This is a genomic window from Kribbella sp. NPDC056861 (assembly GCF_040687575.1).
In the GTDB taxonomy this organism is placed as follows: Bacteria; Actinomycetota; Actinomycetes; order Propionibacteriales; family Kribbellaceae; genus Kribbella.
The window spans coordinates 107,097-124,002 of the sequence record NZ_JBFBNQ010000001.1 but is presented as its reverse complement, the minus strand read 5'-3'; the positions used below and the strand labels follow the sequence as shown (position 1 = coordinate 124,002).

Annotated in this window: 9 protein-coding genes; all 9 read left to right on the top strand. The window is 70.2% G+C overall.

All coding sequences use genetic code 11. The features are described from left to right. Nucleotides 1–487: 487 nt before the first annotated feature. Genes AB0P21_RS00585 through AB0P21_RS00545 form a run of 9 tightly spaced genes read left to right on the top strand, consistent with a single transcriptional unit; the run spans nucleotide 488 to nucleotide 16,892 of the window. Nucleotides 488–964 carry a cobalamin-dependent protein gene (locus tag AB0P21_RS00585; protein WP_363692682.1) on the top strand — a complete coding sequence of 159 codons (477 nt, stop codon included), beginning with the start codon at nucleotides 488–490 and terminating at the stop codon, nucleotides 962–964. Continuing rightward, a complete protein-coding gene (locus AB0P21_RS00580; RefSeq protein ID WP_363692681.1) occupies nucleotides 961–2,241 on the top strand; it encodes a methylaspartate mutase in 1,281 nt (426 codons plus the stop codon). Before AB0P21_RS00585 ends, AB0P21_RS00580 begins: the two co-directional genes overlap by 4 nt. Beyond that, nucleotides 2,238–3,251 carry an asparagine synthetase A gene (locus tag AB0P21_RS00575; RefSeq protein WP_363692680.1) on the top strand — a complete coding sequence of 338 codons (1,014 nt, stop codon included), beginning with the start codon at nucleotides 2,238–2,240 and terminating at the stop codon, nucleotides 3,249–3,251. Before AB0P21_RS00580 ends, AB0P21_RS00575 begins: the two co-directional genes overlap by 4 nt. Further along, a complete protein-coding gene (locus tag AB0P21_RS00570) occupies nucleotides 3,248–4,600 on the top strand; it encodes a glutamate synthase-related protein (protein WP_363692679.1) in 1,353 nt (450 codons plus the stop codon). The genes AB0P21_RS00575 and AB0P21_RS00570 overlap by 4 nt, the downstream gene beginning before the upstream one ends. After that, nucleotides 4,597–6,090 carry an MFS transporter gene (locus AB0P21_RS00565; RefSeq protein ID WP_363692678.1) on the top strand — a complete coding sequence of 498 codons (1,494 nt, stop codon included), beginning with the start codon at nucleotides 4,597–4,599 and terminating at the stop codon, nucleotides 6,088–6,090. The genes AB0P21_RS00570 and AB0P21_RS00565 overlap by 4 nt, the downstream gene beginning before the upstream one ends. Next, a complete protein-coding gene (locus tag AB0P21_RS00560; protein ID WP_363692677.1) occupies nucleotides 6,087–6,317 on the top strand; it encodes an MbtH family protein in 231 nt (76 codons plus the stop codon). The genes AB0P21_RS00565 and AB0P21_RS00560 overlap by 4 nt, the downstream gene beginning before the upstream one ends. Next, a complete protein-coding gene (locus AB0P21_RS00555; RefSeq protein WP_363692676.1) occupies nucleotides 6,314–9,793 on the top strand; it encodes an amino acid adenylation domain-containing protein in 3,480 nt (1,159 codons plus the stop codon). The genes AB0P21_RS00560 and AB0P21_RS00555 overlap by 4 nt, the downstream gene beginning before the upstream one ends. Continuing rightward, nucleotides 9,790–12,951 (top strand): amino acid adenylation domain-containing protein, encoded by a 3,162-nt coding sequence (locus AB0P21_RS00550; RefSeq protein ID WP_363692674.1) that lies wholly within the window; start codon nucleotides 9,790–9,792, stop codon nucleotides 12,949–12,951. Before AB0P21_RS00555 ends, AB0P21_RS00550 begins: the two co-directional genes overlap by 4 nt. Further along, complete coding sequence (locus AB0P21_RS00545) at nucleotides 12,948–16,892, top strand: amino acid adenylation domain-containing protein (RefSeq protein WP_363692672.1); 3,945 nt, start codon at nucleotides 12,948–12,950, stop codon at nucleotides 16,890–16,892. Before AB0P21_RS00550 ends, AB0P21_RS00545 begins: the two co-directional genes overlap by 4 nt. The last annotated feature ends 14 nt before the right edge of the window (nucleotides 16,893–16,906 follow it).

The following is a 16,906-nucleotide window of genomic DNA, read 5'->3' as shown; positions in this document are numbered from 1 at the left end:
CGCGCCCACCCCTACCGCAACGAAAAAAGGCGGCGGCCCCCACTCCGGGGGCCGCCGCCTTTGCCGTTCCGCCCCGCCGCGATAGAGCGCTTGAATCAATCCGACAGTTGTTCGGACATTTCTCAACCGCTTTCCCAGGCCCCGAACAATGCCTACGGGATTGGAACATAGGTAACCCCGAACACAAACATGGGTGACCATCATTGTAATTATAGGTAATTGGTTCCGGTAACAAATTGATCGCGGTCAGTCGTTGACTTCGCAGCTCAGCCGGGGGTTTACTGTTTCTCGGCCGTCAGCCCTAGCCGCATTAAGACACACCGACAGGGTCACTCGGGATTACTTTCCATTGAATTTCGGATTGTTTGTCCAGAGCACATTACGGCATCAAGCACCGCATTCAGCCATCCCATCTCGGGCAACTTTGGCATGCCCGGACGCAATGGCTGAACGCTGCCATTGTCACTGACAATTTGGGGGGATACTTGTGTTCAACGCCGCCTCGTCCGGCCTGAACGTCCTGCTGAGCACCGTCTCGTCCGACGCGCACACCTGGAACCTGGTGTACCTGCAACTCCTGCTCGAGGACCACGGGCACCAGGTCGGCAATCTCGGCGCGTGCGTGCCCGACCAGCTGCTCGTGGACCGCTGCCGCACCGACCGGCCGGACCTCGTCGTGATCAGCACCGTCAACGGGCACGGCGCCCAGGACGGCGCCCGCGTAGTCAGGCTGCTGCGCGAGCAGCCGGAGCTGGCCGGCACGCCGATCGTCATCGGGGGCAAGCTCGGTATCGCCGGGAACTCCACCGCCGCCGCGGACGACCTGCTGGCCGCTGGGTTCGACGCCGTGTTCGACGACGACTCCGACCTGGACCGGTTCCTGCGGTACGTCGAGTCCGTCGAGCAGAAGCGCGCAGCCGAGGCCGCCGAGGACGCGTCACGCGCCCTCGCGGTCGTGGGGTGACCACCCGGCCTCCGGGGTCGTTCGGTGAGGTCGTCGCGCAGGCACGGGCGGCGGGGCAGATCGTGGTGCAGCCGCGGATGGGTTTCTCCGATCCGCAGACCATGCACGCGGGGCTGACCGCTGTCCGGCAGGCCGACGCGACCACCATCGCAACGATCACGGTCGACAGCTACACCCGAGTCAACGACCTCCCGGCAGCAGACAAGGCGCTGGCCGCCGGAGTCGCCCTGAACGGCTACCCGATCGCCACCTACCCCGCCGGCACCACCCGTGACCTGGTTGCGGAGACCGTCGCGGTCGGAGTACCGGTGCAGGTCCGGCACGGATCGGCCCGGCCGGAGCACATCATCCGGGCGCTCACCGCGGCCGGGCTGCACGCCACCGAGGGCGGTCCGATCTCGTACTGCCTCCCCTACGGGCGCGTCCCGGTCCGGGACTCCGTGCACGAGTGGGCACGCAGCTCCGAGCTGCTGGTCGAGCTCTGCCGGGAGAACGGGCAGGAGGCGCACCTGGAAACGTTCGGCGGCTGCATGATGGGCCAGCTCTGTCCGCCCAGTCTGCTGGTCGCCATCAGCACCCTGGAGGCGCTGTTCTTCCGGCAGCACGGACTGCGGTCGATCTCGCTCAGCTACGCCCAGCAGACGGACGCCGACCAGGACACCGAGGCCGTCCTGGCGATGCGCCGGCTGATCGCGGAGCTGCTGCCCGAGGTCGAGTCGCATGTCGTGGTCTACAGCTACATGGGCGTCTACCCGCTGACCGATGACGGCGCGACCAGGCTGCTGCAGGAGTCAGCCCGGTTGACCGCCCGGACCGGCGCTGCCCGGCTGATCGTCAAGACCACCGCCGAGGCCTTCCGGATCCCGACCATCGCCGAGAACGTGATCGCCCTGGAGACCGCGGCGGCCGCGGCAGGACCTGTCCTGACGCCGGACCCGCTGGTCGACTCGGAGACGTACGCCGAAGCGCGGGCGCTGGTCGACGCGGTACTCGACCTCGACGACGACCTCGGCACCGCCCTGATCAGCGCGTTCCAGCGCGGCTATCTGGACGTGCCGTACTGCCTGCACCCCGACAACGCCGGCCGGTCCACCGGCCAAGTGGACAGCGACGGGCGGTTGCGCTGGACGCGCGCCGGCTCGATGCCGATCAAGACCACTGGCCCGGCCCAGCGCCGGACCACTGCGCCCGACCTCCTCGACTCACTCACCTACGTCCGTCGCACCTACGACCGCCCGCAGCTCGCCAAGGTCGCCGACCACCAGGAGCACCGATGACCCAGACCATGCCGGCCCCATCGCAGACCGCCGATGCGTTGCCACCCGCGTTGCCCGTCCACCTCGCCGCCCCGGCCACCCAGGCCGCCATCCGGATCCAGGACCGGATCCTCGACGCCGCCCGGCAGCAGCTGCGCGAGCTGGGCTTCGTCGAGCTGCTGCCGCCGATGATCGGGCCGGTCACCGACCCGGGCGGCCGCGGCTCGAAGCAGGTCGACATCGACTACTACGGCCACCGCTACAAGCTGATGACGAGCGCGATCCTCTACAAGCAGGCAGCGGTGACCGCGTTCGACAAGATCTTCTGCGTCGCGCCGAACGTCCGCCTCGAGCCGCCGGAGACCCGCTGGACCGGCCGGCACCTGGCCGAGTTCCACCAGCTCGACATCGAGCTGGCCAACTCCACCCGCGAGGACGCGATGGAGGTCCTGCAGAGCGTCGTGAAGGCAGCCGTCCGCCGGGTGCTCACCGACCTGCCGGCCGACCTGGCCACGCTCGAGCGCGACCCGGCCGCGTTCGACGCGCTGCTCGACGGTCCGTTCGACCAGATGAGCCACGCCGACGCCGTCGAGCGACTTGCTGTCGCCGGACACACGCAGAGCCCGGACGCGGAGATCGACTGGGAGGCCGAGAAGGTCCTGTCGAGCGCCACCGACCGCCCGTTCTTCGTGACCAACTACCCGAAGGGATCGCGCGGCTTCTACGACAGGGAGAGCCGGACCACCCCCGGCACGCTGCGGAACTTCGACCTGCTCGCCCCCAACGGGTACGGCGAACTGGCCAGCGGCAGCGAGCGCGAACACGACTACCGGCGGATCGTGTCCCGGATCCGCGAGACCGGCGAGAACCCGGCGAAGTACGAGTGGTACCTGCAGATGGCCAAGGACGGCATCCCGCCGAGCGCCGGCTTCGGCCTCGGGTTGCAGCGCCTCACCCGGTACATCGCCGGCCTGGACAGCGTCTGGCAGGCCAGTGCCTTCCCCAAGCTGCCAGGGGTGTTCTCAGCATGACCGGCGATGCCGAGAAACTGACTGCCGACGGGTTCCCCGCGGAAGCGGTCCGAGCCCGCGCCCGCACCGGTACTGCGGAACTGTTCCCGCCCGTCGCGTCGTACGGCCGGGCCGTCTTCGGCGCCGACCCGACGCGCGGCGACAGCGCCGATCCGCTGGACCGGATGCGGATCGCGCAGCCGGTGTTCATGCCCGAGCGACTCGAGAAGCTGATCGACCTCGGCCGCGAGCCGATGCCCGGTGACGTCGAGCTCGCCACCACGATCGGCGGCTTCCGCTCGCCGGTCCCCGTGTTCTGCTCGGCGCTCGGCTCGACCGACACCGGCGGCGAACTCGGTGCCGCGCTCAGCCGGCAGGCCGGCCGGCTCGGTCTGCCGATGGTGATCGGCGAGAACGTCGTACCGGTCAGTGGCTACGGCCGCGACTCGGCCACTCCTGCCCAGCGTTCCTTGCTGTCCCGGATCTCGGCGTACGCCGAACACGTCCCTGACGGTCTCGGTGGGGTCGCCGTCCAGCAGAGCACCGAGGACGCCGACGCCGAGGTCTGGAACCTCGCCTACAGCGACCTGGCCGCGCAGCCACTGCTCGACTCGGGGCGCCTCGCCTTCGAGCTCAAGGTCGGGCAGGGCGCCAAGCCCGGTGTCGGCGGGATGACGGTGCTGGCGACCGCCGCGGCCGAGGCACTGGCCGACCGGTTCAACATCTCCGACGTGATGGGCGATCCCGATCACCGGCTGCGCAGCGCCAGCCCGGGCACGTTCACCGACGAGATCCTGCGGCAGCAGATCCGGCTGATGCGGAACAACTACCCGCGGGCCAGGGTCTGGGTGAAGCTGCACCCGGGTCGCGACGTCGCGCACGCGGCTGCTGTCGCCTGGGCCGCCGGCGCCGATGCGGTGACCGTCGACGGCGCCGAGGGCGGTACCGGCTGGGCGCCGCTCCCCCTGCTTCAGCAGGTCGGCCTGCCGCTGGGCGAGTGCCTGGACCGGATCGGGCAGTACCACGCTGACGCAGACCAGGCGTATGGCCGGCCCGACGGTTGTCTGCTCGCCACCGGACGGATCTGGGAAGGCACCCGAGTGGTCAAGTGCCTCGCCCTCGGCGCGACGGCCGCCGGTCTCGGCCGGGCCGCACTGCTCGCAGTCGACGAGGACCGTGACCACGGCCTGCTTCGACTGGTCGCCTGCCTGACCGCCGAGCTGGAGCTGTTGATCAGCGCGCTCGGCCGCTACCACCCGGCCGCCCTGGACCGCGACGACGTCTGGGCGCCCACCGACTTCACCATGCCGGTCGCACCGGCCCAACAGCACCTCACCACTGGAACCACACGGAAGGCGACATCGGCATGACCGCAGAAATCGCATCGGAGCGCACCGACACCGCTCCGCTGAACGAAGTACTCACCGACACTCCCCCGCCGACCGAGCCACCGTCCGAGCCGCCGACCGGCCAGTCGTCCGACCCGGCGCCGAAGTCCCGCTGGGGACTGCTCAAGGACGGCGACTTCCGCCGGCTGTGGCTCGGGGAGACCACCAGCACCTTCGGAAACGCCATGAGCGGGATCGCGGTCCCGGTGATCGCGCTGACGGTGCTCGGCGCCAGTTCGGCCTCGGTCGGACTGATCAACGCCGCGTCCTGGCTGCCCTGGCTGCTGGTCGGCCTGCCGGCCGGCGCCTGGATCGACCGGCTGCCGCGCCGCCGCACCTTGCTCGCTTGCGACATCGCCTTCTTCGTACTGGTCGCGAGTGTGCCGCTGGCCGCCTGGCTCGGGGTGCTCACGCTCACCCAGCTGATCGTGGTCTGCCTGCTCGGCGGCGTGGTCAGCGTGTTCTTCGCCCCGGCGTACGGCGCGTACCTGCCGTCGCTGCTCAAGAAGGAGGACCTGCCCGAGGGCAACGCCAAACTGCAGGGCAGCTCGCAGGCCGCTGTGGTGGCCGGCAGCAGCGCCGGTGGTGGGCTGATCCAGGTCTTCGGGCCGATCATCGGAATGGTTCTCGACGCCGCCACCTTCGTGGTGTCCTTCGTCTGCCTGCTGGGGATCAAGAAGCGCGAGCCGCGCGAGACCACCAAGCCGGAGCCGCGCACCACGACGCTGCGGCAGGAGATCGCCCAGGGATTCAAGTTCGTCGTGCGTGACCCGTACCTCCGCGTCCTCACCGGTGGCGCCGCGGTCGACAACCTGCTGCTGGCCGCCGGTCACGCGCTGCTGGTCGTCTTCCTGGTCCGCACCCTGGACCTGCACCCGACCGTGGTCGGCATCCTGATGGCCTTCGACTGCCTCGGCGGTGTGCTCGGCGCGACGGTCGCCAACAAGCTGTCCAAGAAGATCGGTACTGCGAGGGCGCTGCTGACCTGGTCCCTGGTCACCACCCCGTTCGGCCTGCTCATCCCGCTGGCCACCGAGGGTCCCGGCGTGGCCCTGTTCGCCCTCGGCCTGCTGATCCCGTCGATCGGCATCGTCGCCAACAACGTCATCGGCGGCTCGTTCCGCCAGGCCTACTGCCCGCCGGACATGCTCGGCCGGGTCGCCACCAGCGGCAGCTTCGTCAGCTTCAGCCTGATCCCGCTCGGCGCGCTGGGCGGCGGTTTCCTCGGCCAGGCGATCGGGGTCCGCGAGGCCCTGTTCATCGTCTTGCTGCTCGGCTGCGTCGGCAAGCTGATCCTGCTGATCGGCCCGCTCAAGAGCACCCGCGACCTGCCCACCGAGCACCCCGACTACCCGGCCACGCCCGAGGCCGACGCCACCTCTGATTCCGTCGCCGACTCCGACTCCGCCGCCACGGCAGAGCTCGAGGCGAAGTCCGACACCATCACCAAGACCGATGGAGCCGACCGATGAGCGACCAAGTCACGAACCCCTTCGAGGACACCGACGCGACCTACCTGGTGGTGGTGAACGAGCTCGGCCAGCACAGCCTGTGGCCGTCGTCGATCGCCGTACCGGCCGGCTGGTCGGCGGCACACGGCCCGGCGTCCCGGCAGAGCTGCCTGGACCACGTCGAGGCGAACTGGACCGACCTGCGGCCCGCCCTGGCGAGCCGGGACGCGACCGGCGGTGCGGGATGACCGTCGAAGCCACGACGACCCGGCCGGACCTCGCCTCGCTGAGCGTGCACGAGTTGTTCGAGCTCCGGGTCGCCGAGCAGCCCGAGTCACCGGCGGTGGTCGCCGGTGACCGGCGGCTCAGCTACGCCGACCTCGACGCCCAGGCCGACCGGATCGCCGGTCGGCTGCGGGACAGCGGGGTCCAGCCGGGTCAGCTGGTCGGACTGCACCTGGAGCGCTCGGTCGAGCTGGTGGCCGCGCTCCTCGGGGTCCTGAAGACCGGCGCCGGGTACTTCGTACTCGACCCGGCCTACCCGGCCGCCCGCCGGGATGCCGAGCTGGCCGAGGTCCGGCCGGCCCTGGTGGTCGCCACCGTCCCAGCGGTAGGCAACTGGCCCACCCTCAACCTCCAGAGCCCAACTGTTCCTGCAGCCGCACTCCGCCCGGGGGCGCCGCTGGCCTCCCGGCCGGAGCTGCCCAGCGCCGCACAGCCGGCGGCTGGCGCACTGCGCCAAGCGCAAGCTCCCGGCGGGACCGATGACATCGCGTGCGTGATGTTCACCTCCGGCTCGACCGGCCGACCCAAAGGAGTACTCGCCTCCCACCGGGCGATCATCGGATCCCTGCTAGGACAGCAGTTCGGCGGCTTCGGACCAGGCGAGGTCGTGCTGCAGTCAGCACCCGTCTCCTGGGACGGCTTCGTCCTGGAGCTCCTCGGCGCCCTCCTGCTCGGAGGTACGGCGGTCCTCCAGCCCGGCTCCTCCCCGGAGCCGGCAGCGATCGCCAGGCTGGTCACAACGCACCGGGTCACCGCACTGTTCGCCTCCGCCCGGCTACTCGACCACCTCATCGACGAGCACCCGGAGACCTTCACCGGTCTCCAGCAGATCCTGACCGGCGGCGAGACCGCGTCCTCGACTCACCTGGCCGAGCTGCAGCGGCGACACCCGTCGCTGCGCATCGTGCACGGCTACGGCCCGGTCGAGACGATGATCGTCGCCACCGCACAGATCCTGACCACCCAGGACACCGCCGAGCCGGTGGTGCCGATCGGCGCACCGATCGAGGGCAAGCAGGTGCATGTCCTCGACGCCACCCTGCAGCCAGTAGCGCCGGGAGCGACCGGCGAGATCTACATCGCCGGCATCGGCCTGGCCCACGGCTACCTGAACCAGCCGGGCACCACCGCCGGCCGGTTCGTCGCCAACCCGTACGGGCCGCCCGGCGATCGCATGTACCGCACCGGCGACCTCGGCCGGTGGCGGCCGGACGGCCTGCTGGAGTACGGCGGCCGCGCAGACCACCAGGTCAAGGTTCGCGGCTTCCGGCTCGAGCCCGGCGAGCTCCAGTTCGCACTGGAGCGTCATCCCGCGATCGCCCACGCCATCGTGGTGCTCCGCGACGACGCGCCTGGCGGCAAGGGGCTGGTGGCCTACGTCGTACCGGCTGCTGGCAGTCACCTCGATGTGGCAACCGTCCGGCAGCACGCGGAGGAGGTACTCCCCCGGCACGCGATCCCGGCGGCCGTCGTACTGCTGACCGAGCTGCCACTCAACGACCACGGCAAACTCGACCGTACTGCGCTCCCCGCCCCGGCCCCGGCCGAAGTAGTTGCCGACGGCACCGGAACGCCCCGGCAGGAGCTGCTCCGCGGACTCTTCGCCGAAGTCCTCGGCACCAGCACCGACCGGATCCGCCTGGACGACGAGTTCCTCGCACTCGGCGGACACTCCTTGCTGGCCGCGCGGTTGGCCAACCGGATCCGCACCACCCTCGGTCGCGAGGTGGATCTGGCCACGCTGCTCGACGCCCGAACCGTTCGCCGGCTCGACGAGCGGATCGACGCGGCGCCGGCCGCCACTCCCGCGCTGCGACGAGTGACCGACCGACCGGACCCGCTCCCGTTGTCCGCAGGCCAGCAACGGCTGTGGTTCCTGGATCGGACCACCGGCGGCGGACCGGCGTACCACGTGGCGCTGGCGGTCCGGCTGCCTGGTGAGCTGGACCAGCAGGCACTGCAGGCGGCAATGGGCGACGTGGTCGCCCGGCACGAGATCCTCCGTACGGTGTTCCCTGCCGGGGCGGACGACGAGCCGATCCAGCAGGTGCTCGACTCGGTGCAGGTACCGCTGCCTGTCGTCGCCGTACAGCCAGATGAGCTGGACCGGGCGGTGGCGGAGGCGGCCCGGTGGACCATCGACCTGACTGTCGAGCCGCCGCTGTACGCCAAGCTGCTGGTCCCGTCCGCGGGCGAGGCCGTGCTGGTCCTCGTACTGCACCACATCGCCTTCGACGGCTGGTCGATGACACCGTTGCTGCACGACCTCTCGACCGCGTACGCCGCGCGCCGGAACGGGCGCCCGGCAGATCTGCCGCCGCTTGCCGTGCAGTACGCGGACTACACGCTCTGGCGCGAGCAACTCTCGGACCAGGACGGCCTTCAGTACTGGACCGAGGCCCTGGCCGGCCTACCCGGCGAGACAGAGCTGCCCGGGGCTCGTCCCTACCCGGCTCGACGCTCGCCCACCGGCGGGATCGTGCCGCTGACTGTCGACGCCGACCTGTACCGGGGACTGGCCGACCTGGCGCGCAAGGCGGACAGCACGGTCTTCATGGTGTTGCACGCTGCTCTCGCCGCACTGCTGTCGGGGACCACGACAGACCTAGCCCTCGGTACGCCGGTCGCCAACCGGCCGGACGAGGCACTGGACGAGGTGATCGGGTTCTTCGTCAACACCGTCGTACTCCGCCTGGATACCTCGGGTGACCCGACCTTCGACGAACTCCTGACTCGTGCCCGGGCCGCCGACTTGGCGGCTTTCGACCACCAGACAGTGCCGTTCGACCGGGTGGTAGCCGCTCTCAACCCGGAGCGCCGGGCCGGCCGCCACCCACTGTTCCAGGTGATGCTCGCTGTGCACGCCGGTCAAGACGCGTCGGTCGAGCGCTTGCACATCGACACCGCGCAGTTCGACCTGACGGTCGACCTCACCGAAACGCTCGACCCGGCCGGTGTACCCGGCGGACTCACCGGCTGGCTCGAGTACGCCGCTGACCGGTACGACGCCGCCACCGCGCGGCGGCTGGCCGACCAGTTCGCGAAGGTGCTCAGCACCATCGTCGCCGATCCAAGCATCCGGCTCGACGCGCTCCGGCCACAGCCGACCACCGCGCATCCGTTCGCGGTCGGCGGTTCCGCCCCGTGGCAGAACCGGTCGTCCGGCACCAGCCGCCAGCAGAAGGTCCTCCGCCGGATCTTCGCCAACGTGCTGGGGGTGACCACGGTCGGCGACAACGACAGTTTCTTCGACCTCGGCGGGCACTCACTGCTCGCCACCCGGCTGATCAGCCAGGTCCGCTCGGCGCTGGGCGTCGAGATCGACATGGCCACCTTGTTCGAGGCCCCCACGGTGGCCGATCTGACCCGACAACTGGCCGACGCGCAGCAGGCGCGCCCGGCCCTGCGTCCCCGCTCCGCTCCGGAGGAGATCCGATGATTCCGCTCTCGTACGCCCAACAACGCCTGTGGTTCCTGGACCAGCTCGAAGGGGCCACCTACACCTACAACGCACCGCTCGTCCTGCGGCTGAACGGCGACCTGGACCACACCGCGCTGCGGACCGCTGTCGCCGACGTCGTCACCCGGCACGAGGCGCTGCGCACCATGTTCCCGTCGGTCGACGGCGTGCCGTACCAGCACATCGTCGACGCGGCTGACGCCGAGGTGGACTTCCGGCTGCAGGACTGCTCGGCCGACGAGGTGCCGGCGGCACTGGCCGAGGCGGCTCGCTACCGGTTCAGCCTGACCGGCGAGCTGCCGGTCCGGATCACGCTGCTGCGGATCAGCCCGACCGAGCACGTGTTCGCGCTGGTCCTGCACCACATCGTCAGCGACGGCTGGTCGCTTGGACCGTTGATGCGCGACCTGTCCACGGCGTACCGGGCGAGGCTTGGTGGCAACGGGCCGGACTGGGAACCGCTGCCGGTCCAGTACGCCGACTACGCCGCCTGGCAGCACGAGCTGCTCAGCGACGAGACCGACCCGAACAGCCTCGCTGCCGGCCAACTGACGTACTGGAAGGAGGCGCTGGCCGGAGTACCCGAAGAGCTCCGGCTGCCCTACGACCGGCCGCGTCCGTCGGTATCGAGCTACCGCGGCGGTCTGGTCGAGGCGCGGGTCCCGGCGACCGTGCATGCCGACCTGGCCGGTATCGCTCGGCACAACCGGGCCACGCTGTTCATGGTCGCCCAGGCCGCTCTCGCGGTGATGCTGAACCGCTCCGGCGTCGGCAACGACATCCCACTCGGTACTCCGGTCGCAGGCCGCACCGACGAGGCACTCGACGATCTGGTCGGCTTCTTCGTCAACACCCTCGTACTGCGTACCGACACCTCCGGTGACCCGACCTTCACCGAGCTGCTGCTCCGGGTCCGGGACAGCGACCTGGCGGCGTACGCGCACCAGGACATGCCGTTCGAGCGACTGGTCGAGATCCTGAACCCGGTCCGCTCGTCGTCCCGCCAGCCGTTGTTCCAGGTCATGCTCGTGCTGCAGAACAACGCCGCGGCGAGCATGGAGCTCCCCCGGCTGCAGGTCACCGACGAGCCGGTCGACCTCAACGTGGCGAAGTTCGACCTCACCGTCACTCTGGAGGAGGAGCAGACGGCCGACGGCAAGCCGGGCGGGATCAACGTCTGGCTCGAGTACGCCGAGGATCTGTTCGACGTGGCGACGATCGAGCAGCTGGCCGGCCGGCTCACCGCGGTCCTGACCGCTGTCGCGGCCGACCCGAAGACGCCGATCGCGAGCATCCCGGTGATGTCCGAGACCGAGCGGGACCAGGTCCTGCGCGGATGGAACGACACCGCCGTCGACGTCCCCGAACTGCCGGCCCATGAGGTGTTCGAGCAGCGGGCCCGCGAGACGCCGGACGCGATCGCACTGGTCGACGGCGACCGCCGGATCCGGTACGCCGAACTCAACGCCTCGGCGAACCAGCTGGCCCGGCACCTGCGAAACCACGGCATCCAGCCGGGCGGCCTGGTCGGCGTACTGCTGGACCGCGGCACCGACCTGGTCACCGCACTGCTCGCAGTACTCAAGACCGGCGCCGGCTACACGCTGCTGGACCCTGCGTTCCCGGCCGAGCGGCTGCGGCGCGCTGCCGAAGGCACTGTCGCCGTGGTCACGACTGACAGCCACGCGGCCACCGTCGGGCTGCCGCCGGAGCGAGTGATCTTGCCGGCCACTGAGGAGCACGACATCTCCGACCTCGGGCTGCCGATCGCGCCGGACGACCTTGCCTGCGTGATGTTCACGTCCGGCTCGACCGGACGACCGAAGGGCGTACTGGCACCGCACCGGGCCGTCGTGGCCACCGTCTGCGGCCAGGAGTACGTCGACTTCGGCCCGGACGAGGTGTTCCTCCAGTGCGCTCCCGTGTCGTGGGACGCGTTCGTCCTGGAGCTGTTCGGCTCGCTGCTGAACGGCGGCACCTGCGTGTTGCAGCCGGGGCAGAACCCGGAGCCGCACGCGATCGCCGAGCTGGCCGCCGAGCACGGGGTCACCATGCTGCAGATGTCGGCCAGCCTCTTCAACGTGATGCTGGACGACCACCCGAAGGTCTTCGAGGGACTGCGCCGGGCCATGACAGCAGGCGAGGCGGCCTCACCCAGCCACGTCCAGCGGGCCTTGGCCGACCACCCGAACCTGCGCGTCCTCAACGGCTACGGCCCGGCCGAGAGCATGGGCCTGACCACCGCCCACCAGATCAGCCGGGACGAGAACGGCGTGACGGCGATCCCGATCGGGAACCCGGTCGCCAACAAGAAGGTGTACGTCCTCGACGAGCGCCTCCGGCCGGTACCGATCGGCGTCACCGGTGAGCTGTACGCCGCCGGGTCCGGGCTGGCCCACGGCTACCTGGACCAGCCCGCGCTGACCGCCGAGCGGTTCGTACCCGACCCGCACGGTGCACCCGGCACCCGGATGTACCGGACCGGTGACCTCGGTCGCTGGACCCGCGACGGAGTACTCGAGTTCGCCGGCCGGGCCGACGACCAGATCAAGATCCGCGGCTTCCGGATCGAGCCGGGCGAGGTCGTGGCCAGCCTGCTGGCGCATCCGGCAGTCGGCCAGGCCGCAGTCGTGGCCCGCGACCACTCCGGCAGCCAGCTCCTGGTGGCCTACGTGGTGGCGGCGCCGGGCGAGCGGGTGGACCCGGCCGGGCTGCGGCAGTTCGCCGGCGAGCGGCTGCCTCGACACATGGTGCCGGGGACGGTCGTAGTACTGGAGAACCTGCCGCGGACCTCCACCGGCAAGCTCGACCGCAACGCGCTGCCCGACCCGGAGTTCACTCCCACGGCCGCCGGGCGCGAGCCGCGGTCCCCCAGCGAGCAGATCCTCTGCGAGCTGTTCGCCGACGTGCTGAAGCTGCCGAAGGTCGGGATCGACGACGACTTCTTCGCCCTCGGCGGCCACTCGCTGCTGGCCACCCGGCTGATCAGCCGGGTCCGGTCGGTGCTGCGGGCCGAGCTGTCCATCCGCACCATCTTCGAGGCGCCGACCGTCGCCCAGCTGGCCGAGCGGCTCACCCAGGCCGCCAAGGCCCGCCCGACGCTGCGCCCGCGCGCCAGAACTCAGGAGACCTCATGATCCCGCTGTCCTATGCCCAGCACCGCCTCTGGATGCTCGAACAGCTGCACCGCGGGTCGACCGCATACCACGTGACGCTCGCGCTCCGGCTGCACGGCAAGGTCCAGGTGGACCCGCTCCGCCAGGCACTGACCGACGTGGTCGGGCGGCACGAGTCTCTGCGGACGATCTTCCCGATGGCCGACGGGACGGCTCACCAGCTGGTCCTCGACGCCACGGCGGGTGCGCCCGCGCTGACGATCGTCGAGTGCTCGGAGGCCGAGCTGTCCGATCGGATGGCCGAGCAGTTCACCCGGCCGTTCGACCTGGCCGCCGACACGTCGCTGCGGCCCGTCCTGTTCGTCCTCGGGCCCTCGGAAAGCGTGCTGCTGTTGGTCATCCATCACATCGCGACCGACGGCTGGTCGATGTCCCCGCTGGTCCGCGACCTGACCAGCGCCTACGAAGCGCGGTGCAGCGGTACTGCGCCGCAGTGGTCGCCGCTCCCGGTCCAGTACGCCGACTACACGATGTGGCAGCGTGAGTTGCTCGGTAGCGAGGACGACCCGAGCAGTGTCATCTCCGACCAGGTGAAGTACTGGACGACGACACTGGCCGGCGCGCCGCAAGAGCTGGCCCTCCCGACCGACCGGCCGCGTCCCGCTCAGCCGGGACATCAGGGCGGCTTGATCGAGTTCCAGCTCGAGTCCGGTACGGTCCGGGCGCTGCGCGAGCTGGCCCGGACCAGGCAGGCCACGCTGTTCATGGTGCTGCAGGCCGCGCTGCTCACCGTCCTGTCGCGGTCCGGCGCCGGCCACGACCTGGTCGTCGGTACGCCGATCGCCGGCCGTACCGACGAGGAGCTGGAAGACCTGGTCGGCTGCTTCGTCAACACGCTGGCGCTGCGCACCGATGCGTCAGGCCGGCCGACCTTCGCCGAGCTCGTCGACCGGGTCCGCGAGACCGACCTGGCGGCGTACGCGCATCAGGACCTGCCGTTCGAGCGGCTGGTCGAGATCCTCAACCCGCCACGGTCGCTGGCCCGGCACCCGGTCTTCCAGGTCAGCATGGTGCTGCAGAGCAACGCCCCGGCCAAGCTGGAGCTGGCCGGGCTGGAGGTCGCAGCCGAGCGGGCCCGCAACGATGTCGCCAAGTTCGATCTGACCGCGGCGTTCGCTGAGTCGTTCGAGGAGGACGGCAGCTCGGCGGGGATCGATGGGAACCTCGAGTACTCGTGCGACCTGTACGACGCCGACACCGCGCAAGGCCTCGCCGACCGGCTGGTCCGGGTACTGGCCGCTGTCGCGCTGGACCCCGAGGCTCGGATCGACGAGATCGAACTGCTGTCCAACGCCGAGCGGGACACGATCCTGAACGGCTGGAACGACACCGCGGTGTCCTTCGACGACAGCGACGTACCGGTGCATGTGCTGATCGAGCGCTCGCTGCGGGCTCGGGCCGATGAGGTCGCGCTTGTCTTCGAGGGTGAGCAGTTGACCGGCGCGGAGTTGGACCGTCGGGCCGACCAGGTGGCGAGGGTCCTCAGTGCGTCGGGGATCGGTACGGGTTCGCGGGTCGGGCTGTGCCTGCAGCGATCCGTTGAGTTGGTTGTCGGGCTGCTGGGGATTCTGAAGGCCGGCGCTGCCTACGTGCCGCTGGACCCGGGGTACCCGGATCTCCGGCTGGAGTTCATGGTTGCCGACGCCGAGATCTCGGTGGTTCTCGCTCATGGCACCACGCTCGACCGGGTACCGGCCGGGCCGGTGGTGGTGCGGCTGGACGAGGAGCTTGGTGCCGGTGCAGAGGTCAGCGCCGCGGCTGGTCCGGACGACGGTGCGTATGTGATCTACACCTCCGGCTCCACCGGTCAGCCGAAGGGCGTGCCGACGAGGCATCGGGCGATCGTCAACCGGCTGCAGTGGATGCAGTCCGAGTACCAGCTGGACGGCTCGGACGTCGTACTGCAGAAGACGCCGTTCAGCTTCGACGTGTCCGTGTGGGAGTTCCTGTGGCCGCTGATGACCGGGGCACGCCTGGTCGTCGCACGGCCGGAGGGGCACCGCGACCCGGCGTACCTGGCCGGACTGATCCAGAGCGCGGGGGTCACCACCCTGCACTTCGTTCCGTCGATGCTCGCCGCGTTCACCGAGGCAGTCGAGCTCGGCCGGCTCTCCTCACTGCGACGGGTGGTCTGCAGTGGCGAGGCGCTGTCCGGTGACCTGGCACGGCGGTTCCTCGCCGCCGTGCCCGGTTGCCGGCTGGAGAACCTCTACGGCCCGACCGAGGCCGCGATCGACGTCAGTCACTGGAGCTGCCTCGCGGACGACGAGTCTGCGATGGTGCCGATCGGCCGGCCGGTGGCCAACACCCAGCTGTACGTCCTCGACGAGCTCGGCGAGCCGGTACCTGTTGGCGTTCCCGGCGAGCTGTATCTCGGCGGGGTCCAGGTTGCCGAGGGTTATGTGAACCGGCCCGAGCTGACCGAGCGGCACTTCGTCGCGAACCGCTGGCACGGTGGCCGGCTCTACCGGACCGGCGACCTGGCCCGGTGGCGTCGCGACGGGGTGATCGAGTTCCTGGGCCGACTGGACCATCAGGTCAAGCTGCGCGGGTTCCGGATCGAGCTGGGTGAGGTCGAGGCCGCAGTACGGGGTGTGGACGGAGTCCGCGATGCCGTTGTGGTCGGCCGGGAAGAGCAGCTCGTCGCATACGTCGTCGGAGACGAGGTGTCGACTGCTGACCTGAAGGCACACGTGGCCGGCATCCTGCCGGAGTACATGGTGCCGACTCGGGTCTGCTGGCTCGATGCGCTGCCGCTGTCGGCCAACGGCAAGGTGGATCGAGCGAAACTGCCGGACCCGGGCGCGGCCGCCGGGGACGACGGTCCGAAGGTGACTGCCCGGGACGGACTCGAGCTGGCGCTGACCGCTGTGTGGGAGGACCTGCTTGATCGGCGGAACATCGGTGTCACCGACGACTTCTTCGACCTCGGCGGTACGTCGCTGCACGTGATCCGGCTGCTGAGCCGGATCACTGCCGACCACGGGATCGAGCTGCCGGTCGCGGTGATGTTCACCGGCGGCAGCACGATCGAGCGACTGGCCCGGGAGCTGCGCCGTACGGAGTCGCTGCCTTGGTCGCCGCTGGTACCGATCCGGGCCTCCGGCACCCGGCCCCCGCTGTTCTGCCTGCCACCTGCGGTCGGCAACGCGCTCAGCTACGTGGACCTCGCCGCCAACCTGCCGGACGACCTACCCGTCTACGGCCTCCAGGCACCCGGCCTCGACGCAGGCACCACTCCCGAACCGAACCTCGACAAGCTGGGTCGCATTTACGTCGACGCGATCCGCTCAGTCCAGGAGGAAGGCCCGTACTACCTGGCCGGCTACTGCGCAGGCAGCATCATCGCAACCGTCGTGGCCTGCCAGCTCCGCGAACTGGGCCACGAGGTCGCTCTGTTGGCGGCCCTGGACGGCGGCCCCGCCGACGTCGACGCCCTGGTCCAACACGGCGACGAGGCAACAACCGCAGCCTGGTTCGCCTGGGAACTCGGCCGCGCCGTCAACAAGGACCTGGAACTCGACCCGGACGAACTCCGCCACCTGACCGGCGCCGACCTCGCGGACGCAGTACTCGCCGAGGCCGTCGCCCAGGGAGTAGTCCCCGCCGACACCGCCGGCCCCCAGGTAGCCCGCCTCCTGGCAGTCTTCGACAGCTTCGCCCGCGCAGTCTGCGACCACCGTCTCACGCCGTACGACAGCCCGGTCGCCGTCTTCTGCGCCACCGACGCCCCCAACGCCGAAGCAGCCATCTCCCGCTGGCCCCAGATCGCCATGGGCCCGCTCAACCACTACCCCGTCCCCGGCGACCACTACACCCTCATGCGCCCACCCAACGTCCCCACCTTGGCGGCCGCCCTCGACAAGGCACTACTGGAAGCCCACGTCCCAGTACCCGCCTGAAACAAACACGAGGG

Coding starts and splice junctions, on each gene's coding strand:
- AB0P21_RS00575 (WP_363692680.1), top strand. CDS start 2,238: ATGACCCAGACCATGCCGGCCCCATCGCAGACCGCCGATGCGTTGCCA.
- AB0P21_RS00570 (WP_363692679.1), top strand. CDS start 3,248: ATGACCGGCGATGCCGAGAAACTGACTGCCGACGGGTTCCCCGCGGAA.
- AB0P21_RS00565 (WP_363692678.1), top strand. CDS start 4,597: ATGACCGCAGAAATCGCATCGGAGCGCACCGACACCGCTCCGCTGAAC.
- AB0P21_RS00560 (WP_363692677.1), top strand. CDS start 6,087: ATGAGCGACCAAGTCACGAACCCCTTCGAGGACACCGACGCGACCTAC.
- AB0P21_RS00555 (WP_363692676.1), top strand. CDS start 6,314: ATGACCGTCGAAGCCACGACGACCCGGCCGGACCTCGCCTCGCTGAGC.
- AB0P21_RS00550 (WP_363692674.1), top strand. CDS start 9,790: ATGATTCCGCTCTCGTACGCCCAACAACGCCTGTGGTTCCTGGACCAG.
- AB0P21_RS00545 (WP_363692672.1), top strand. CDS start 12,948: ATGATCCCGCTGTCCTATGCCCAGCACCGCCTCTGGATGCTCGAACAG.